24 protein-coding genes are annotated in these 17,398 nt (G+C 69.0%); 7 read left to right on the top strand and 17 right to left on the bottom strand.

What is annotated here, in order from left to right; all coding sequences use genetic code 11:
• Window positions 1-155 precede the first annotated feature (155 nt).
• Both A5702_RS03340 and A5702_RS03335 read right to left on the bottom strand, forming a co-directional pair.
• Window positions 156-1,388 carry a zinc-binding dehydrogenase gene (locus A5702_RS03340; protein ID WP_068218258.1) on the bottom strand — a complete coding sequence of 411 codons (1,233 nt, stop codon included), beginning with the start codon at window positions 1,386-1,388 and terminating at the stop codon, window positions 156-158.
• Entirely contained in the window at window positions 1,385-2,146 is a 762-nt protein-coding gene (locus A5702_RS03335) for an SDR family oxidoreductase (protein WP_068218255.1), read from the bottom strand. The genes A5702_RS03340 and A5702_RS03335 overlap by 4 nt, the downstream gene beginning before the upstream one ends.
• 96 nt (window positions 2,147-2,242) lie before the next feature.
• Here A5702_RS03335 and A5702_RS03330 point away from each other — a divergent pair, with 96 nt between their 5' ends.
• Genes A5702_RS03330 through A5702_RS03320 form a run of 3 tightly spaced genes read left to right on the top strand, consistent with a single transcriptional unit; the run spans window position 2,243 to window position 5,026 of the window.
• Window positions 2,243-3,184: a class I SAM-dependent methyltransferase gene (locus A5702_RS03330; protein ID WP_068218252.1), complete on the top strand. Its 942-nt coding sequence runs from the start codon at window positions 2,243-2,245 to the stop codon at window positions 3,182-3,184.
• Window positions 3,181-4,089 carry a class I SAM-dependent methyltransferase gene (locus tag A5702_RS03325; protein ID WP_068218249.1) on the top strand — a complete coding sequence of 303 codons (909 nt, stop codon included), beginning with the start codon at window positions 3,181-3,183 and terminating at the stop codon, window positions 4,087-4,089. The genes A5702_RS03330 and A5702_RS03325 overlap by 4 nt, the downstream gene beginning before the upstream one ends.
• A gap of 22 nt (window positions 4,090-4,111) precedes the next feature.
• Window positions 4,112-5,026: a class I SAM-dependent methyltransferase gene (locus A5702_RS03320; protein ID WP_068218246.1), complete on the top strand. Its 915-nt coding sequence runs from the start codon at window positions 4,112-4,114 to the stop codon at window positions 5,024-5,026.
• Here A5702_RS03320 and sppA read toward each other — a convergent pair.
• Complete coding sequence (gene sppA / locus A5702_RS03315) at window positions 5,023-6,795, bottom strand: signal peptide peptidase SppA (protein ID WP_068218243.1); 1,773 nt, start codon at window positions 6,793-6,795, stop codon at window positions 5,023-5,025. The two genes, A5702_RS03320 and sppA, sit on opposite strands and share 4 nt — an antisense overlap.
• Before the next feature lie 39 nt (window positions 6,796-6,834).
• Here sppA and A5702_RS03310 point away from each other — a divergent pair, with 39 nt between their 5' ends.
• A complete protein-coding gene (locus tag A5702_RS03310) occupies window positions 6,835-7,761 on the top strand; it encodes an LLM class flavin-dependent oxidoreductase (RefSeq protein ID WP_068218240.1) in 927 nt (308 codons plus the stop codon).
• Here the strand turns inward: A5702_RS03310 and rplO are convergent, their stop codons facing one another.
• The 11 genes from rplO to A5702_RS03255 form a co-directional block, all read right to left on the bottom strand.
• The gene (rplO, locus tag A5702_RS03305) at window positions 7,762-8,202 is read right to left on the bottom strand and encodes a 50S ribosomal protein L15 (RefSeq protein ID WP_055401833.1); all 441 of its coding nucleotides are present in this window, start codon (window positions 8,200-8,202) and stop codon (window positions 7,762-7,764) included.
• Window positions 8,199-8,381, bottom strand: a complete 183-nt coding sequence (gene rpmD, locus A5702_RS03300; protein WP_055401836.1) for a 50S ribosomal protein L30 — start codon at window positions 8,379-8,381, stop codon at window positions 8,199-8,201. Before rpmD ends, rplO begins: the two co-directional genes overlap by 4 nt.
• A complete protein-coding gene (gene rpsE, locus A5702_RS03295; protein ID WP_055401838.1) occupies window positions 8,378-9,046 on the bottom strand; it encodes a 30S ribosomal protein S5 in 669 nt (222 codons plus the stop codon). The genes rpmD and rpsE overlap by 4 nt, the downstream gene beginning before the upstream one ends.
• A 32-nt stretch (window positions 9,047-9,078) precedes the next feature.
• Window positions 9,079-9,447, bottom strand: coding sequence for a 50S ribosomal protein L18 (gene rplR / locus A5702_RS03290; RefSeq protein WP_082459801.1), 369 nt, complete (start codon window positions 9,445-9,447; stop codon window positions 9,079-9,081).
• A gap of 41 nt (window positions 9,448-9,488) precedes the next feature.
• Complete coding sequence (gene rplF, locus A5702_RS03285) at window positions 9,489-10,028, bottom strand: 50S ribosomal protein L6 (RefSeq protein ID WP_055401841.1); 540 nt, start codon at window positions 10,026-10,028, stop codon at window positions 9,489-9,491.
• Window positions 10,029-10,038: 10 nt separating this feature from the next.
• Window positions 10,039-10,437, bottom strand: coding sequence for a 30S ribosomal protein S8 (gene rpsH / locus A5702_RS03280; protein ID WP_055401845.1), 399 nt, complete (start codon window positions 10,435-10,437; stop codon window positions 10,039-10,041).
• Between the two features lie 82 nt (window positions 10,438-10,519).
• Window positions 10,520-10,705, bottom strand: coding sequence for a type Z 30S ribosomal protein S14 (locus tag A5702_RS03275; protein WP_003873499.1), 186 nt, complete (start codon window positions 10,703-10,705; stop codon window positions 10,520-10,522).
• Window positions 10,706-10,709: 4 nt separating this feature from the next.
• Window positions 10,710-11,273: a 50S ribosomal protein L5 gene (rplE, locus tag A5702_RS03270; protein ID WP_055401847.1), complete on the bottom strand. Its 564-nt coding sequence runs from the start codon at window positions 11,271-11,273 to the stop codon at window positions 10,710-10,712.
• Window positions 11,274-11,277: 4 nt separating this feature from the next.
• The gene (gene rplX, locus A5702_RS03265; protein ID WP_067820151.1) at window positions 11,278-11,595 is read right to left on the bottom strand and encodes a 50S ribosomal protein L24; all 318 of its coding nucleotides are present in this window, start codon (window positions 11,593-11,595) and stop codon (window positions 11,278-11,280) included.
• On the bottom strand, window positions 11,596-11,964 hold the full coding sequence (gene rplN, locus A5702_RS03260) for a 50S ribosomal protein L14 (RefSeq protein WP_003403649.1): 369 nt from the start codon (window positions 11,962-11,964) through the stop codon (window positions 11,596-11,598).
• Window positions 11,965-12,175: 211 nt separating this feature from the next.
• Complete coding sequence (locus A5702_RS03255; protein ID WP_068218237.1) at window positions 12,176-12,712, bottom strand: DinB family protein; 537 nt, start codon at window positions 12,710-12,712, stop codon at window positions 12,176-12,178.
• 68 nt (window positions 12,713-12,780) lie between these two features.
• Between A5702_RS03255 and A5702_RS27130 the strand changes: the two genes are divergently transcribed.
• A complete protein-coding gene (locus A5702_RS27130; protein ID WP_255353587.1) occupies window positions 12,781-12,903 on the top strand; it encodes a hypothetical protein in 123 nt (40 codons plus the stop codon).
• A 13-nt stretch (window positions 12,904-12,916) separates the two neighbouring features.
• Here A5702_RS27130 and A5702_RS26130 read toward each other — a convergent pair whose 3' ends face one another.
• Entirely contained in the window at window positions 12,917-13,075 is a 159-nt protein-coding gene (locus A5702_RS26130) for a hypothetical protein (RefSeq protein WP_156669466.1), read from the bottom strand.
• A gap of 149 nt (window positions 13,076-13,224) precedes the next feature.
• Here A5702_RS26130 and A5702_RS03250 point away from each other — a divergent pair, with 149 nt between their 5' ends.
• Window positions 13,225-13,698: a hypothetical protein gene (locus tag A5702_RS03250; RefSeq protein WP_055401852.1), complete on the top strand. Its 474-nt coding sequence runs from the start codon at window positions 13,225-13,227 to the stop codon at window positions 13,696-13,698.
• A 133-nt stretch (window positions 13,699-13,831) separates the two neighbouring features.
• Window positions 13,832-15,151, top strand: coding sequence for an adenylate/guanylate cyclase domain-containing protein (locus A5702_RS03245; protein WP_068218235.1), 1,320 nt, complete (start codon window positions 13,832-13,834; stop codon window positions 15,149-15,151).
• Here A5702_RS03245 and A5702_RS03240 read toward each other — a convergent pair.
• Entirely contained in the window at window positions 15,148-16,662 is a 1,515-nt protein-coding gene (locus tag A5702_RS03240) for an HNH endonuclease signature motif containing protein (protein ID WP_068218232.1), read from the bottom strand. The genes A5702_RS03245 and A5702_RS03240 overlap by 4 nt on opposite strands.
• A gap of 41 nt (window positions 16,663-16,703) precedes the next feature.
• The coding region (locus A5702_RS03235) for a DUF4436 domain-containing protein (protein ID WP_068218230.1) at window positions 16,704-17,398 on the bottom strand (695 nt) is incomplete at its 5' end.

Below are 17,398 nucleotides of genomic sequence, written 5' to 3'. Positions count from 1 at the left end.
GCGCGGCTCATCAGGCGCAATCACCACGCGGCGGGCAACCTCGGCGACGCGATCCCCCGGCTGCTGCGCGGGGCGGGGTTCGAGTGCACGGAGGTGGCATCGATGCGGCACCGGGTCCTCGGGCGGCTGAACTACTACCGCGCCACCCGCCCCGCCTAGCGCTGGTCGATCGCGACCTTCACCGCCCCGCTGTCGCCCTGGTTGGCGATCGCGAGGAACGCGTCGCGCCACTGGTCGAGCCGAAAGGTGTGGGTCAGCATGGGGCGCAAGTCGATTCGGCCACCGGCGGCCAGGTCGAGGTAGTGGGCGATGGCGTGCTTGCGCCGGCCCTCGACCTCCTCGACGCCGAACGCGTTCGACCCCACGAGGGCGATCTCCTTGAAATACAAGGGGCTCCACTCCCAGCGGCCGGGGGCGTGCACACCGGCCTTCACCAAGGTCCCCCGCGAGCGCAGCACCCGCACCCCCACTTCGAACGTCTCGGGTTTGCCGATGGTGTCGTAGACCACGTCGAGCGCGCCCGGGTGGGCCATCGGTAGCCCCAGCAGCGGCTGTCGCAGCCGCCCGCCGCCCCAGGCGACCAGCTGCTCGATCAGGTCCAGCCGCGGTTCGTGCGCCAGCACCCTGGCGGCCCCGAACCGCCGGGCCAGCTCGGCCTGCGCACCGAAGCGCGCCACCACGGCGACGGCCACGTCCGGGTAGAGCGCCCGCAGGATCGCCACCGCACACAACCCCAGCGAGCCGGCCCCGTACACCAGGGCGCGGCCGCCGCGCGGCGGCGGGTGGCGGGTGATCGCGTGCAGGGACACCGAAAACGGGTCGGCGAACACGGCCATCTCGTCCGGAATCGCGTCCGGCACCCCTAACAGCATGCTGTCGTGGGCGGGCATCAGCTCGGCGTAACCGCCCGTCACGTCGGCGGACACACCGGTGTGGATGCCGGCCTTGATGTCGCCGTCGGTGAAGCTCCAGCACAGGCTGTAGTCGCCGTCCTCGCATGCCGGACACGGCGGCTCGATGCCGCGGGGGCCGCAGGACAGCCACGGGTTGAGCACCACCCGCTGCCCCACCTCGAGGCCGCGGGCCCTAGGCCCGAGCGCCACCACGTCGGCGACCACCTCGTGGCCCATGACCTGCGGGAAGGAGCAGAAGGAGGACATCGCGTTGTCGGCGTCGCCCTCGCCGAAATCCATCAGGATCTGCTTGGAATCCGAGCCGCAGATGCCGGTCAGCCGCGGCCGGGTGAGCACCCAATCGTCGTGCGGCAGTTGGGGATCGGGCACGTCCCGCAGGGCGGTCGGGGTGCGGCCCAGGTTCGCGGTGAGCGTGTTCGCGCCCTCGGGCACCTCGACCGGCTCCGGCGCGACGCCGTACACCAGCGCCTTCATCTCGGCGCCATCCCGGCCGCTCCCGCGATGTACGCATCGAGATCGGCGTTCTTGGCGTCGACGACCGCCCTCAGGTCGGGCACGTAGTGCTCGAAGCCGTCGCCGTCCAGGGCCGCGATGATGCCGTCGGCCACCTCGTCGGCGGGCACCTTGGGGCCCTGGTAGAGCGGCTCCTCACTGCCGGGCTGGTCCCAGATCTCGGTGTCGACGGGGCCCGGCTCGATCAGTTTCACCGAGACCCCGGAGCCGTGCAGGTCCACGGCCATCGCCTCGCTCCACCCGCACAACGCGAATTTGCTTGCGCAGTAGGCGGATTCGTGGATGATTCCGAGCCGACCGCCGACGCTCGACACGTTGACGATCATCCCCGACCCGCGCGCCAGCATCCGCGGCAACAGCGCCAGCGTCAGCCGCATCGGGGCGAAGAAGTTGACCCGCATGACGTCTTCGACTTCGTCGGGCTCCAGCGCGGCAACGGGCCGCCGCTTGGGGACGGCGGCGTTGTTGATCAGCACGTCGATGCCGCCGAGCGCCTCCCAGGCCTGGGCGGCCAGGTCCTGCAGCGCCGCGGTGTCGGCCAGGTCGGCCACCCACATCGCCGAGGACGGCGAGGTCCGCCGGCACTCGGCCAGCACCTGTCCGAGCCGGTCCCGGCGCCGCGCGACGAGCCCCACCACCGCGTGCCGCCCGGCCAGCTTGCGCGCCAGCGCGGCCCCCAGCCCCGACGAAGCGCCCGTGATCAGCACCCGATCGCTCATCAGTCAAGGTTGCCGCGAAACGCGGGAAGCGTACAGTGGTAGCAGCTTGTTATATCGACTAAATATTAGATGGACTAGTTCTGAACAGGGGCAAACATGACTTCCACCAGGTATGAGGGCGACACCTGGGACCTGGCCTCCAGCGTCGGGGTGACCGCGACGATGGTGGCCGCGGCCCGCGCGGTGGCGACCCGCGCCGAGCGTCCGCTGATCAACGACCCGTTCGCCGAGCCGCTGGTCCGGGCCGTCGGCGTGGAGCTGCTCACCCGGCTCGCGACCGGCGAAGTGAACCCGGACGAACTGAACGACGTGCACGACGGCTCCACCGGTTCGGCCGGCGCGATGTCGCGGATGGCCGACAACATGGCGGTGCGCACCAAGTTCTTCGACGAGTTCTTCCTGGACGCGGCGGGGGCGGGCATCAAACAGGCGGTGATCCTGGCCTCGGGGCTGGACGCCCGGGCCTACCGGCTGACGTGGCCCGCCGGGACCGTCGTCTACGAGGTGGACCAGCCGCAGGTGATCGAGTTCAAGTCGCGCACCCTGGCCGAGCTGGGCGCCGCGCCCACCGCCGGCCGGCGGGTGGTGGCCGTGGACCTGCGCGACGACTGGCCCGCCGCGTTGCGCGCCGCCGGGTTCGACCCGGCGCAGCCGACCGCGTGGAGCGCCGAGGGCCTGCTCGGTTACCTGCCGCCGGAGGCGCAGGACCGGTTGCTGGACACCATCACCGAACTCAGCGCGCCGGGCAGCCGGCTGGCGACCGAGAGCGCGCCCAACCGCGAGCCCGGTGACGAGGAGAAGCTGAAGGAACGCATGCAGCGCATTTCCGAGCGCTGGCGCGCGCACGGTTTCGAGCTGGACATGGCGGGGCTGGTCTACTTCGGGGACCGCAACGAGGCGGCCGCCTACCTCAGGGATCGTGGGTGGGCGCTGGAAGTGGTCAGCATCCGAGAGCTGTTCGCGGCCAACGATCTTCCGCCCCTGGATGGAGACGACACTCGCATGGGCGACATGCTCTACGTGAGCGGCACGCGATGAGCGTGGGACGTAGCGAAGGCGACAGCTGGGGACCCGGGTCCAGCGTGGGTGCGACGGCCACCATGGTCGCGGCGTCGCGCGCGGTGGCGTCGCAGGGACCCGATCCGCTGCTCGACGACCCGTTCGCCGATCCGCTGGTGCGCGCGGTCGGCCTGGAGCCCTTCATCCGCATCGTGGACGGGCAGGTCGATTTCGAGGACGACCCGCTGTTCAATCGCAAGGCGCGGGCCGAACAGATCACGGTTCGCACCCGCTTCTTCGACGACTTCTTCATCGGCGCCACCAAAGCCGGTGTGCGCCAGGCGGTGATCCTGGCGAGCGGGCTGGACACCCGGGCCTACCGGCTGGGCTGGCCGGCGGGCACCGTCGTCTACGAGATCGACCAGCCACAGGTCATCGCCTTCAAGACCGACACGCTGGCCGGCCTCGGCGCTGCACCGACCGCCGAGCGCCGCACGATCGCGATCGACCTGCGCGACGACTGGCCGGCGGCGTTGCGCGAGGGCGGGTTCGACGTCGCCCAGCCGACGGCGTGGAGCGCGGAGGGGCTGCTGCCCTACCTGCCGCCCGAGGCCCAGGACCGGTTGTTCGACAACCTCACGGCGCTCAGCGCCCTGGGCAGCCGGCTGGCCACCGAGCATGTGCCCGATCCCGACGTCTTCTCCGACGAGCGGTTGCGACGCATCAGCGAACGGTGGCAGCGGCTCGGTTTGGACCTCAACGCGGCCGACCTGTTCTACCGGGGCGAGCGCAACGTCGTCGTCGACTACCTGCAGACGCATGACTGGCAGGTGACCACCTATCCCGCCCGGGAGTTGTACGCGCAGAACGGGTTCGACTTTCCCGAGGACGAGATGTCGGCGACCTTCGGCGAGTTGAGCTACGTCGCCGCAACGTACAAGTAGCGGGTTGGCTAGGGTTTCGGCTATGTCACGCGCTCACGACGACGAGTGGGATCTGGCGTCCAGTGTGGGCGCGACCGCGACCATGGTGGCCGCCGGTCGCGCCATGGCGACCCGCGATCCCCGCGGCCTGATCCACGACCCCTTTGCCGAACCGCTGGTTCGCGCGGTGGGGGTGGACTTCTTCACCAAGATGATGGACGGCGAGCTCGACCTGGAAGCGATCGAGAACGCTTCGACGGTGCGCATGCAGGCGATGGTCGACGGAATGGCGGTGCGCACCAAGTACTTCGACGACTATTTCATCAACGCGACCGACGGCGGGATCCGGCAAGTCGTGATCCTGGCATCCGGCCTGGATTCGCGCGCCTACCGGTTACCGTGGCCGGACGGCACGGTGGTCTACGAGATCGACCAGCCGCGCGTGATCGACTTCAAGTCGGGCACGCTGGCCGGCATCGGTGCCGAACCGACCGCGACGCGGCGCACCGTGCCGATCGACCTGCGCGCCGACTGGCCGACCGCCCTGAAAGCCGCCGGGTTCGACACGACGGCACCGACCGCGTGGCTGGCCGAGGGGCTGCTGATCTACCTGCCGCCCGAAGCCCAGGACCGGTTGTTCGACAACATCACCGCGCTCAGCGCGCCCGGCAGCACGGTCGCGACCGAATTCGTGCCCGGCATCATCGATTTCGACGCCGAGCGGGTGCGCGAGATGTCCGGCTCGTTTCGCGACCACGGCGTGGATATCGACATGGCGTCGCTGGTCTACGCCGGCGAGCGCAACCACGTGGTGGACTACCTGAGTTCCAAGCGGTGGAACGTCGAAGGGATCACCCGAACGGAACTGTTTGCGCGCAACGGCATCGAGGCGCCACCCCCCGAGAACGACGACCCGCTCGGCGAGATCATCTTCATCAGCGGCGGGCTTACCGGCTAGAACCGCGCCTGCCCCGGCCACAGCGCGCTGGCGCCGTTGACGCTCTGTTCGACGTTGTCCCGGATGCCGGCGAGCGTGCGGCCCAGCAGGGCGGCCAGCGCGTCCGACACCGACGCGGCGGCCGGCTGCGACGAGGCGCGTGGCCGCACCATGTCCAGCAGCGACGAGCTCGGATAGTTGACGATGCGGACCTCGTCGTCCTGGTCCAGCCCGGCCAGCACCTTGGCCCGGCGCACCGCCGTGCGCAAGCCGCCGAGTTCGTCGACCAGGCCGCGCTCGAGGGCGTCGGCGCCGGTCCAAATACGCCCCTGCGCAACACGATCGGCGGCCTCGGCCGTCAGGTTGCGCGCCTCGGCGACCCGCTGCACGAAGTCGGCGTAGAACAGGTCGGCCTCCGCCTCGCGATGGGCCTGCTGCTCCGGCGTGAACGGCGCGTCGATCGACCAGACGTCGGCATTGGCGTTGGTGCGCACGGTGTCCGAGCCGACCCCCAACCGCTCCAACAGGTCCCGGATCACCAGCTTGCCGGTGATCACCCCGATCGAGCCGGTCACCGTCGCGGGGTTGGCGACGATGGCGTCGGCGCCCATCGAGACGTAATAGCCGCCGGAGGCCGCCACGGCGCCCATGGACGCGACCACCGGCTTGCCGCGCTTGCGGGCCCTGGTCACCTCGCGCCAGATGCTCTCGGACGCGGTGATCGTCCCGCCGGGACTGTTCACCCGCAACACGATCGCGGACACCGAGTCGTCGGCGGCGGCCTGGCGCAGCGCCGCGCCGATGGTGTCGCCGCCGGCGGTGGCGGCGCCCAACGGCAGGAACTGGGGTCCGCCGCGCCCGTCGACGATCATGCCGTCGAGCGTGATGACGGCCAGCGTCGGCTTGGGCCGGCGGCCGGGAACCGACGGCCGGGGCGGGGCCAGCCGCGAACGGGCGGCGCCGGCGTAGCGCGCCAGGTACAGCCGCGGCGGCTCGGTGTCGTCCGAAACATCCTTCACGCCAACCAGTTCCGCGATCCGGGCGTAGGCCTCGTCGCGGAATCCGATCCGGTCGAGCAGCCCGGCGGCCACGGCGTCGTCGCGCAACAGCGGCGCGCGGTTGGCCAGCGTGTCCAGCGCGCCGGGGTCGAGCTTGCGGGCTTCGGCGATGGCCTGCCACGCCTGCTGCTGCAGGCTTTCCAGCATGCGGGTGACGGCCTCGCGGTGCGCGGTCGTGAAGCCGTGCTCGGTGAAACGGTTTGCCGCCGACTTGTATTGGCCGCGCGCGACGAATTGCGGTTCGATCCCCGCCTTGTCGAACGCGTCGCGCAGGAAGGTGGCGTTGCTCGCGAAACCGATCAGCCCGACGCTTCCCGACGGCTGCATCCACACCTCGTTGAACGCCGAGGCCAGATAGTAGGACAGCGTGCCCGGGTAGGTTTCGGCCCACGCCAGCGAGGGCTTGGCGGCGCTGAACGCGGTGACGGCCTCGCGCAACTCCTGCACCGCCGCGGGCGGCGAGGCGGCCAGTTGCACGCGGGCGATCAGCCCGGCGACGCGCGGGTCCTCGGCCGCGCGGTGGATGGCGGCGACCGCGTCGCGCAGCGTCATCGGCCTGCCGCCGCCGAAGATCGCCAGCGGGTCGAACCCCGTCGCCTCAGGCGGCGCCGAACGCAGGTCGAGTTCGAGCACGCAGCCGTTGGGTACGCCGTGGTGGCGGGCGGTGTCGACGCGCCCGGCCAGCGCGCGGACGTCGTCGACCCCGGGAAGCGAGGGCAGGAAGGCGAACATGTTCGCAGCCTACCGACACCGCCGCCGTACGGTGGTGGGGTGAGGTTCTCCATCGCCATCCCCCAATTCGATTACGACGGGTTCGACGGAGAGGGCCTGCGGGATTACCTGGTCCGGGCCGAGGATCTGGGCTTCGAGGGCGGCTGGGTGCTCGAGCAGATCGTCGGCGAGGCACCGCTGCTGGCGCCCCTGGAGCTGCTGGCCTACTGCGCGGCCTGCACCCGACGGCTGCGCCTGGGGGTCGCCGTGCTGGTGACGTCGCTGCACGACCCGCTGCAGCTGGCCTCTTCGGTGACCGCCGTCGACCGGCTGAGCCACGGCCGGCTGGACCTCGGCGTCGGAACCGGTGGCGGCTTCCGCAGGTTCGCCGCGTTCGGCGTCGAAAAGGACACGTACATCTCGTATTTCACCGAGGGGCTGAAGCTGATGAAGGCGGCCTGGTCCGACGAACCGCGGGTGAGTTTCCACGGCCGATTCCGCGACGTCGACGACCTACCGATCGCACCCAAGCCGGTGCAACGGCCGCACCCGCCCATCTGGTTCGGCGGCCTGGCGCCCAGGGCCCTGGCCAGGGCGGTGCGCCACGGCGACTCGTTCCTGGGCGCCGGTTCGTCGACCACCGAGGCCTTCGCCGGGGCCGTCGCCGTGGTGCGCCGCGAACTCGACGAACAGCAAAAGGACGCAGCGCATTTCACCATCGGCAAGCGCGTCTACCTGATGGTCGACGACGACGCGGCGCTGGCCCGCGAGCGGGTGCTCGCCGGGCTGCGGCGGATCTACGGCAAGATGCCGGGCGTCGAAGACGTCCCGGTGTCGGGCACACCCGACGACGTCGCGCGCGGGCTGCGGGAGGTGATCGACGCTGGCGCCGAATACCTGCTGCTCAATCCCGTCGGCGTCGACGTCGACGAGAACCGGGAGCAGATGGAACGCCTTGCCGCGGAGGTCATTCCGCGGCTCGGCTGATCAGAGCTCGGTGACCGATCCGCCGGCGGCGGTGATCTTCTCGCGGGCGCTGCCGCTGAACTTGTGCGCGGTGAGGTCGACCTTGACGGTCAGCTTGCCGTCGCCGAGGACCTTGACCAACGCGTTCTTGCGGACCGCGCCCTTGGCCACCAACTCGTCCACGCCGATAGAGCCGCCCTGCGGGAAGAGCCGGTTGATGTCGCCGACGTTGACGATCTCGTATTCGGTGCGGAACCGGTTCCGGAATCCCTTGAGCTTGGGCAGCCGCATGTGAATCGGCATCTGCCCACCCTCGAAGGTGGCCGGCACGTTCTTGCGGGCCTTGGTGCCCTTGGTGCCACGGCCGGCGGTCTTGCCCTTCGAGCCCTCACCGCGACCGACGCGGGTGCGGGCGGTCTTCGAGCCGGGCGCGGGCTTCAGATCGTGCAGCTTGATGGTCATTTGGCCTCCTCCACCTCGACGAGGTGATTGACCACCGCGATCAGGCCGCGGGTCTGTGGGTTGTCCTCACGGATCACCGAATGGCGGATCCGTCGCAGCCCCAGGGTGCGCAGGCTCTCCCGCTGCTTCCAGCGGGCCCCGATGGTGCTACGCACCTGGGTGATCTTCAACTGGCTCATTGCGGTGCCGTTCCCTCGCGCGCGGCACTGGCGGCCAGCGCTTCACTTTCACGTCGTGCCCGCAGCATTCCGGCCGGGGCGACGTCCTCGATGGGCAGTCCGCGCCGGGCGGCCACCTCCTCGGGCCGCTGCAGCAGCTTGAGCGCGGTGACGGTGGCGTGCACCACGTTGATCGCGTTGTCGCTGCCCAACGACTTGGCCAGGATGTCGCGCACGCCAGCGCATTCCAGCACCGCACGCGCCGCGCCGCCGGCGATCACACCGGTACCGGGGCTGGCCGGGCGCAACAGCACCACGCCCGCGGCCGCCTCACCCTGCACCGGGTGCGTGATGGTGCCGCCGATCAGCGGCACCCGGAAGAAGCCCTTGCGCGCCTCTTCCACGCCCTTGGCGATGGCGGCCGGAACTTCCTTGGCCTTGCCGTAGCCGACGCCGACCATGCCGTTGCCGTCGCCCACGATGACCAGGGCGGTGAAGCTGAAGCGCCGACCACCCTTGACCACCTTGGAGACACGGTTGATGGCGACGACCCGCTCCAGGTAGTTGCTCTTGTCGCCGTCGCGGTCGCGGCCACCACGCCCGCCGCCGTCGCGCCGACCGCGGTTGTCGCGGTTGTCGCGGTTGTCGCCGCGGGCCTCAGGGCCGCCGGCCGACTGTTCCGCCATTATGCGGTCCTTCCGGTCTGGTTCTCGGTCATCTAGAAACTCAATCCGTTCTCGCGCGCGGCATCGGCCAGCGCCGCGATCCGTCCGCCGTAGGTGTACCCGCCGCGGTCGAACACCACGGTGTCGATGCCGGCGGCCTTGGCACGCTCGGCGATCAGCTGGCCCACCCGCACGCTGCGGGCCTTCTTGTCGCCGTCCAGGCCGCGCACGTCGTCCTCGATCGAGGACGCGGCGGCCACCGTGGTGCCGTTCTCGTCGTTGACCAGCTGCACGTGGATGTGTCGCGCGGAGCGGTTGATGACGAGGCGGGGGCGCTCGGGCGTGCCCGCGATCTTCTTGCGCAGCCGGGCGTGCCGACGCAGCCGGGAGACCCGACGCGTTGCGGATACGCTCTGCCCCACCGGCTTTCGCGCGGCGGTGTCAGCTTGTTTTTGCGCCATGACTACTTACCTGTCTTTCCGACCTTGCGGCGGATCTGCTCGCCCTCGTAGCGCACGCCCTTGCCCTTGTATGGGTCGGGACGGCGCAGGCGGCGGATGTTCGCCGAGATCTGGCCGACCTTCTGCTTGTCGATACCGGTGATCGAGAACTTCGTCGGCGACTGGACCGCGAACGTGATGCCCTCTGGCGCCTCGATGACCACGGGGTGGCTGTAACCCAGCGCGAACTCGAGGTTGGCGCCCTTGAGCTGCACGCGGTAACCGACGCCGAAGATCTCCATCTTGGTGGTGTAGCCCTCGGTCACGCCGGTGACCAGGTTGGACACCAGGGTCCGCGACAGCCCGTGCAGCGAGCGGTTGCGCCGCTCGTCGTTGGGACGGGTGACCACGATCGCGCCGTCCTCGTTGCGCGCCACCGTGATCGGTTCGGCGACCGTCAGATTAAGGCTGCCCTTGGGCCCCTTCACCGAGACCTGCTGGCCCTCGATCGTTACGTCGACTCCGGCGGGAACCGGAACCGGCTGCTTACCAATGCGCGACATGTCTATCCCCTCACCACACGTACGCGAGGACTTCGCCGCCCACGCCCTGTCTGGCTGCCTGACGATCGGTCAACAGGCCCGAGGAGGTCGAGATGATCGCCACGCCCAGGCCGCCGAGCACGCGCGGCAGGTTGGTGGATTTCGCATACACCCGCAGGCCGGGCTTGGACACCCGCCGCAACCCGGCGATGCTGCGCTCCCGGCTGGGGCCGTACTTGAGCTGGACGACCAGCGACTTGCCGACCCGGGCGTCTTCCGTCCGGTAGTCGGTGATGTAGCCCTCGGCCTTGAGGATCTGGGCGATGTTGGCCTTGATCTTCGAGTGCGGCAACGTCACCTCGTCGTGATACGCCGAATTGGCGTTGCGCAGACGTGTCAAGAAGTCTGCGATCGGGTCCGTCATCGTCATGACAGCGTTGGTACCTTCCTCGCGGTGGTTCCCGGTCCGGGCCTGTCGCGCGCCTGTTCTGGGTTGGTCTTGGGGTCCTGGATTACCAGCTGCTCTTTTGCACGCCGGGCAGTTCGCCCGCGTGCGCCATCTCGCGCAGGCAGATCCTGCACAGGCCGAACTTGCGGAAGACCGCGCGCGGCCGGCCGCACTTGTTGCAGCGCGTGTAGCCCCGCACCGCGAACTTCGGTTTGCGTGCGGCCTTGTTGACCAGTGCCTTCTTCGCCATCTGCTCAGTTCTCCTTGAAGGGAAAGCCGAGGGCCCGCAACAGCGCTCGTCCTTCGTCGTCGGTTGTCGCCGAGGTGACGACGTTGATGTCCATGCCGCGAACCCGGTCGATCTTGTCCACGTCGATCTCGTGGAACACCGACTGCTCGGCCAGGCCGAAGGTGTAGTTGCCGACACCGTCGAACTGCTTGGGCGACAGGCCGCGGAAGTCGCGGATACGCGGCAGCGCGATCGAGGTGAGGCGGTCCAGGAACTCCCACATCCGGTCGCCGCGCAGGGTGACCCGCGCGCCGATCGGCATGCCCTCACGCAGTTTGAACTGCGCGATCGACTTGCGCGCGCGACGAATCTCGGGGCGCTGCCCGGTGATCAGGCTCAGGTCGTTGACCGCGCCGTTGATCAGTTTCGCGTCGCGTGCCGCGTCGCCGACACCCATGTTGACGACGACCTTGGTCACCGTCGGGATCTGCATGACGTTGGCGTAGCCGAACTGCTGCTGCAGCGAATCGCGAATCTCGTTGCGGTAGCGCTCTTTCAGGCGCGGCTGCACTTTTTCTGCTGTGGTCATGGCCTCAGATGTCCTTGCCGTTGCGCTTGGAGATGCGGACCCGCTTGCCGGTCTCCTCGTCGACGCGGTAGCCGACGCGAGCGGGCTTGCCGTCGGAGTCGACCACCATCACGTTGGAGACGTGGATCGGGGCTTCCTGCGTGACGATTCCGCCCGACTGCGCCCCGCGCTGGTTGGTCGAGATCGCGGTGTGCTTCTTGATCCGGTTGACGCCTTCGACCAGCACGCGGTTGCGGTCGGGGTAGGCCTGCAGCACCTTGCCCTTGGCACCCTTGTCCTTGCCGGCGATGACCAACACGGTGTCGCCCTTGCGGACCTTCATTTACAAAACCTCCGGGGCGAGCGAGATGATCTTCATGAACCGCTTCTCGCGCAGCTCGCGGCCGACGGGGCCGAAAATGCGCGTGCCGCGCGGGTCGTTGTCCGGCTTGATGATCACCGCGGCGTTCTCGTCGAACTTGATGTAGCTGCCGTCCGGGCGGCGGCGCTCCTTGACCGTGCGCACCACGACGGCCTTGACGACGTCCCCGCGCTTGACGTTGCCGCCCGGGATGGCGTCCTTGACGGTGGCGACGATGACGTCACCGATGCCGGCGTAGCGTCGCGACGAACCGCCGAGCACCCGGATGCACAAGATCTCCTTGGCGCCGGTGTTATCGGCGACCTTCAGCCGCGATTCCTGCTGAATCACTCGATCTCCTGACCTGGTTGCGTGTGCACGGCAGGAGGCAAGCCACAGCCCACCAAAAAACCTGACATGCGCGGTCTTTGTCACCGAAGGGCACGCGGGGCCGATTCGCACCGGCCGAGGTCTGCCCAAGGCAACCCCTAGAGTCTAGGGGACGACCAGCTCAGAGCCAAATTCGCGACCGAAGCGGGAGCGACCTGGCCGCGAGGCGGCTTCAGCGAGCCGTTTCCCCGATTCTCCGGATATCGGCGAGGTGATGCACGCCCTCGTGCATCGCCTGGCGGACCAGCCAGCGGGCGGTGCGCCGCTCCCCCGGTAGCCGGGTCCCGGTGCGGTCCCAGCCGTCGTCCGCAATGCGCGCGACTTCGTCGCGAAATCCCGCCGCGGCGGCCGCCAGCTCGCCCAGCGTGGCGTCGATGTCGCAGTCGTTGTAGCGGAAGCGGCGGGCCCGCAGGTCGTTGAGCATCGGCTCCCACGCGGGCCGGTCCTCGGTGCGGACGCGGTGCAGCCGGATGGTGAAGCTGACGTAGACGTCGCGCAGGTGGCAGAGGTACTCGGCGACCGACCACACGCCGGTGCCGGGCCGCACACGTCGCACCTCGGGCGGGATCGCGGAGACGGCCGCGCGCACCCGCTCCGGCAGGGCGGCGATGACGCCGACCGCTTCGTCGGGCGGGGTGTCGGAATAGCTCAGCCCACAATCGGCGCAGACGTAATCTTCGCCGGCCAGCGGGGGCAGCGACGCGGACATGGAGCAATCATCCTGTGTCTGTGCGGAAACCGCCGCGGGAAAACCCGGCCGGCCGTTACGATTTCGCCATGACCAGGGGGAAGAAGGTTCTGTTCGCGCTGCTGCTCGCGTTCGCCGTCTCGACGACATCGGTGAGCTGCACACCCACCGTGATCACCTGCCCCGCGGGCGGCGGCCCGGTCGGCTGCTGAGCGCGACCGCTCCTCAGCCGGCTTCGGTGGCCGCGCACAGGCTGGGGAACAGCAGCGCGCCGCCCGGGGTGGTGACGTAGGTGCGCCCGGCCGGGGAGGTCGGATCAGCGTCCGGCGGGGTAACGTCTTCGTCCTCGGCGCAGGCAGTGCACCCGTCGCGGGTGTCTGGCATTCAGATCGTGTACCGACTCCGGCACCGGGCACTTCTTCGTGGTGTCACGGGAGTCTTACCAGGTTGGCTGATCGAATTACTCGTCTAGTGCAGATCGAATTGTCGTAGCGTCCTTGGTGCGACCAAATACAGCAGAAGGAACATTCGCCATGCCGAACATTGCTGTCCGCTCGATCGTGGCCCTCACCTCAGCAGCCACCGCATTCCTTACGGGTGCCGCGGTCGCCAACGCCGATCCGGCGGACAACACGCCGATGCAAACGGCGCGCGGCGACTACGTCGGACACTGGCAGAGGCACGAAAGCATGATGACGATCGCGCCCGACGGCACCGGGACGATCCTGCTCGGGTCCAGCGCCCGCGACGGCGAGAAGTGGACCATACGGTGGACACAGGGCGACGGCGTGGGTCTCGCGATCAGGTTGGACCAGCGCATCGGTACCTGGGGCGACGGAATGGACGGCACCCTCAACGAGCAGACCGCATGGAAAGCCGAGCTCGTTGTGGCCCCAGACGGGGTCACCGTCCTCCACTTAGCCCACAATGACGCCGAACTGAGCGACGCGAACGCAGGTGACATCTGGTGCGGCAAGTATGGCTCCAGCCGCTTCTGCGGTGCCTGACGAGCGTCGCCGGCCCCAAAACTCTTCGGCAAATGATGGCACCGGCTGGCTGAAGAACACTTCGACGGGCGCTCGTGAGAAGCAAAAACACTGGCGATACGCGACTGCCTGCTGCCCGGCTTAAACTTCCGCCGTGTTCTCGGTGACGCGGTATGCGATGAACGGGGATTTGCGCGTCGCCTATAGGGCGTCCCCAGAGGGTGAGCGCGACATCGTGTTCGTCCCGAACTGGTTCACAAACTGTGAGGTATTTCCGGAGCTACCGGCTGTTCGAGGCTGGGTCGAGGCGATGACATCGCTGGGTCGAGTGATCTTCTTCGACCAGCCGGGCAGTGGAGTGTCCGACCCTGTCGAGCCGGGCGCGCTACCGACCCTGGAGCAATGGGCTGACAGCATCACTGCGGTGCTCGACGATCTCGAAAGCCGTGAAGCAGTGCTCCTCACCGGGCCTGGCGCGTTAGCGCCGGGCGCGCTATTCGCTGCAACATATCCGGCTCGGACCACCGCGCTCGTGGTGCTGGAGGGCTTCGCCAATCCGGTTGCTGAACGGACTGATGGCATCGATTCCGACGAAATCCGCGCTGCCCTGACAGCCATGTGGGGAAGGGGTGAATACTGGCTTTCGATCAATCCCGACATGCCATGGAACGAGGAGATCAGCGCAGCGGTTGCGCGACATGACCGGCTTGCCGCGAGCCCACGAACCTACGCTCTCTTAATGCCTCTATTGACCGAGGTAGACGTGCGGGCGGTGCTCCCGACCATCCGCGTGCCAACTCTCGTGCTCCAGCACGCCGACGACGTGATGGTCCCGCCCGCGTGGGGCAAGTACGTCGCTGATCACATATCCGACGCGAAATACGTTGAGCTGCCGGGGCGCAACTTGTACCACTGGGTGGAACCGTGGCGGGATTCGTTCCAGGAGATCGCCGAATTCCTTACGGGAGAACAGCCCGAGGTGCCGGACGACCGGGTTCTCGCGACTGTGCTGTTCACCGACATTGTGGATTCGACGCGCCGCGCGGCAGAGATGGGTGACCGTGACTGGCATGCGCTGCTTGATGCGCACGACGCCGTCGTGAGATCGCAGCTTTCTCGGTTTCGGGGTCGCGAGGTCAACACATCGGGCGACGGTTTTCTGGCAATGTTCGACGGTCCTCAGCGAGCGATCCGCTGCGCCATGGCGATCCGTGACGCGTTGCAAGCGTTGGGCATTGAGGTACGCGCCGGGCTGCACACCGGCGAGTGCGAGGTCCGCGGTGACGACATCGGCGGAATCGCCGTGCATATCGGCGCGCGGGTGAGTGCCCTGGCGGGACCGAACGAGGTGCTGGTGTCCAGCACCCTGCGCGACCTGGTGATCGGATCAGGCCTGCAGTTCGATGACCGGGGCGCGCATGAACTCAAGGGTGTGCCCGGCGAGTGGCGCCTATTTGTCGTCGCCTCGAGTTAGAAAGGTGCTGGGTCGTCGTCGGGTTCGGGTGGTGGGGCGGGTCCGAAGTAGCTGGGGGCCGCGGCGTTTCGGGCCATCCGGTCGTCGCGGTTGGATCTGCGCTCGGTGGCCACCCGGTAGGCCCGGTCTTGGCCGCGGGTGCGGCGTCGTCTGGGCATCATCGCGGCGCGTTCGGCGCAGTAGTCTTGCGGCGGGTCGGCTTCAGGAGCGGCGATCGCCCCGGTGGCCGCGCACAGGCTGGGGAACAACAGCGCGCTGCCCGGTGTGGTGACGTAGGTGCGCCCGGCCGGGGAGGTCAGGATCAGCGTGCCGTCGGGCAGCTGCTTTTCGCGCCAGCCCCAAAACGTCTTCACCAAATGATGCGCGCGGCAGTAGCACTTGAGGTTGCTCGCGTGGGTGGGCCCACCGGCGGCGTGGGGAACGGTGTGGTCGATGTCGCAGGCCACCGCCGGGCAATCACAGCCCGGCCAGCGGCAGGTCAGATCCCGGCAGCGCACGAAATCGGCCAGTGCCTGCGAGGGCACATAGCCGGGCTCGGGCGGCGCATCCCCGGGATGGACCAGCGGCACCAGCTTGGCCGAGGCAGACAGCTCGGTGATCAACTCCGGCGGGATCAGCCCGTCCGCCCGCAGTTCGCAGGCCGGCGCCGAGCCGTGGCCGTCGAGGGTGGCCTGCTCGGCGATCACATGGATCACCACCGGCCCGGCCGGCGCCCGGGCGCCGGCGGCACAATCCGGTCGCCCGCACCGGCATCCCAGCCGGTCGGCCCCGGCGGCCAGCGCCCCCAGCGCGTCGGCGCGGCGCTGCTCACGCGTGCGGGGATCGTCGCCGCACACGCTGGCCGCCAACGCGGACAGCCGCGCGTCCAGGGCGTGGGCGTCCGGGCTTAACAGCACGCCCTCGAGGCGGGCCAGCCCGTCCCCCATCTCGCCGATCCACACCTCGCGCCCCGCGGCCCGCTCGCGACGCCGGCGCACCGCATCGGCGTCGGCTCTCGCGACGATCTTGTCCACCTGGGCGCCCAGGCGCGCCGGGGTCATCGACGGCCAGCGCGCCACCCGGGCGGCCAACTGCTCGTCCACGCGGGCCATCACGTCGGGGTCGGTGATCAGATCGGTCCGGTACACCATGGTTTGCACCATCCGGAAATCGATGTCCCCGGCGGCGAAGACCTCGGCGACCCTGGGCAGCCGCTCGCGCAACGCGCGGGCGTAGCGCACCCGGCTGGCCGCCAATCCCAGGCCGATCCGCAGCTCCGCGGCCACCTCGGCGGCCACCGCCGCCTCGGTGTCCACCGCCCAGTCCGCACACTCCCCGCCCCGGGACAACCGGTAGGCGAACAGGTTCCCGATCGCCGCCAACTGCCCGGCCGCCGCCCGATTCTCGCTCCGGGCGCATTCTCGCGCGGCGGCGAGGAACCCGGACGATTCGGCCGTCTTCGATGGATACCGCCGCTCGAAGTGCTCGTCGAGGCGCGCGATCACCTCGGGCGGCACCTTCGAATCGAACATATGTTCGAGTATGCCACGGGGCTCCGACAAAAGCGGCCCGGCTAATCCCCCTGCCGGACCCAGGCGAAGATGTACAGGCTCATCGCCGTCACGAGCGCGATCAACACCCACTGCACGATCGCCTGGTCGATCCACGAACCGGGCGGCGGAGCGCCCGGCAGGATGTTGCGCAGCGGGACGATGGCGAACAGGTTCGCGGCGTACCAGGTCGCGAACGGCGGCAAGAACTTCCTCCGGCCCAACGCCATCGGGATGGCCACCAGCAGCGCCAGGGTGGGCAGGCTGATCAGCACCAGGCAGATGCCCAGGTCGAAGATCAGCGGGCCCTTGGCCCTCTTCAGCGTGATGACGACGTTGCCGTTGTCGGTGCCGCGCTGCGTCGGCAGCGCCCCGGGGTCGTGGACGCGGTTGACCGTGATGTCCCAGCCGTCCAGCTCCCCGGTCACCTCGACCCGCGCGGGCACCTTTTTCAGGTTGTCCCCCGACCCGACGAACGCGTCGGCGGAGATCGGCTCGGTCTTATAGGAGTCGAACGGCCAGTTACCGGGGTCGCCGTGCGCAACGACCGTCGTGCTGAGCTGCGCCGGCGCCTTGCCCCTCGGGTAATGCAGGTCCCCCAGGTCGCTGGTGGGGTACAGGCGCACGGCGACGTCGGTGCCCAGCACGTCGAATCGGTTGTCGTACGCCGAAATCCCCGGATAGACAAGCACATTCACCGCGAGGTGCTTCGCGACCG

It is taken from the genome of Mycobacterium sp. E3339 (genome assembly GCF_001666915.1).
Classification (GTDB): domain Bacteria; phylum Actinomycetota; class Actinomycetes; order Mycobacteriales; family Mycobacteriaceae; genus Mycobacterium.
This window is presented reverse-complemented; position numbering and strand designations above follow the sequence as displayed.

Coding starts and splice junctions, on each gene's coding strand:
- A5702_RS03340 (WP_068218258.1), bottom strand. CDS start 1,388: ATGAAGGCGCTGGTGTACGGCGTCGCGCCGGAGCCGGTCGAGGTGCCC.
- A5702_RS03335 (WP_068218255.1), bottom strand. CDS start 2,146: ATGAGCGATCGGGTGCTGATCACGGGCGCTTCGTCGGGGCTGGGGGCC.
- A5702_RS03330 (WP_068218252.1), top strand. CDS start 2,243: ATGACTTCCACCAGGTATGAGGGCGACACCTGGGACCTGGCCTCCAGC.
- A5702_RS03325 (WP_068218249.1), top strand. CDS start 3,181: ATGAGCGTGGGACGTAGCGAAGGCGACAGCTGGGGACCCGGGTCCAGC.
- A5702_RS03320 (WP_068218246.1), top strand. CDS start 4,112: ATGTCACGCGCTCACGACGACGAGTGGGATCTGGCGTCCAGTGTGGGC.
- sppA (WP_068218243.1), bottom strand. CDS start 6,795: ATGTTCGCCTTCCTGCCCTCGCTTCCCGGGGTCGACGACGTCCGCGCG.
- rplO (WP_055401833.1), bottom strand. CDS start 8,202: ATGACCATCAAGCTGCACGATCTGAAGCCCGCGCCCGGCTCGAAGACC.
- rpmD (WP_055401836.1), bottom strand. CDS start 8,381: ATGAGCCAGTTGAAGATCACCCAGGTGCGTAGCACCATCGGGGCCCGC.
- rpsE (WP_055401838.1), bottom strand. CDS start 9,046: ATGGCGGAACAGTCGGCCGGCGGCCCTGAGGCCCGCGGCGACAACCGC.
- rplF (WP_055401841.1), bottom strand. CDS start 10,028: ATGTCGCGCATTGGTAAGCAGCCGGTTCCGGTTCCCGCCGGAGTCGAC.
- rpsH (WP_055401845.1), bottom strand. CDS start 10,437: ATGACGATGACGGACCCGATCGCAGACTTCTTGACACGTCTGCGCAAC.
- A5702_RS03275 (WP_003873499.1), bottom strand. CDS start 10,705: ATGGCGAAGAAGGCACTGGTCAACAAGGCCGCACGCAAACCGAAGTTC.
- rplE (WP_055401847.1), bottom strand. CDS start 11,273: ATGACCACAGCAGAAAAAGTGCAGCCGCGCCTGAAAGAGCGCTACCGC.
- rplX (WP_067820151.1), bottom strand. CDS start 11,595: ATGAAGGTCCGCAAGGGCGACACCGTGTTGGTCATCGCCGGCAAGGAC.
- A5702_RS03255 (WP_068218237.1), bottom strand. CDS start 12,712: ATGTCCGCGTCGCTGCCCCCGCTGGCCGGCGAAGATTACGTCTGCGCC.
- A5702_RS27130 (WP_255353587.1), top strand. CDS start 12,781: ATGACCAGGGGGAAGAAGGTTCTGTTCGCGCTGCTGCTCGCGTTCGCC.
- A5702_RS26130 (WP_156669466.1), bottom strand. CDS start 13,075: ATGCCAGACACCCGCGACGGGTGCACTGCCTGCGCCGAGGACGAAGAC.
- A5702_RS03250 (WP_055401852.1), top strand. CDS start 13,225: ATGCCGAACATTGCTGTCCGCTCGATCGTGGCCCTCACCTCAGCAGCC.
- A5702_RS03240 (WP_068218232.1), bottom strand. CDS start 16,662: ATGTTCGATTCGAAGGTGCCGCCCGAGGTGATCGCGCGCCTCGACGAG.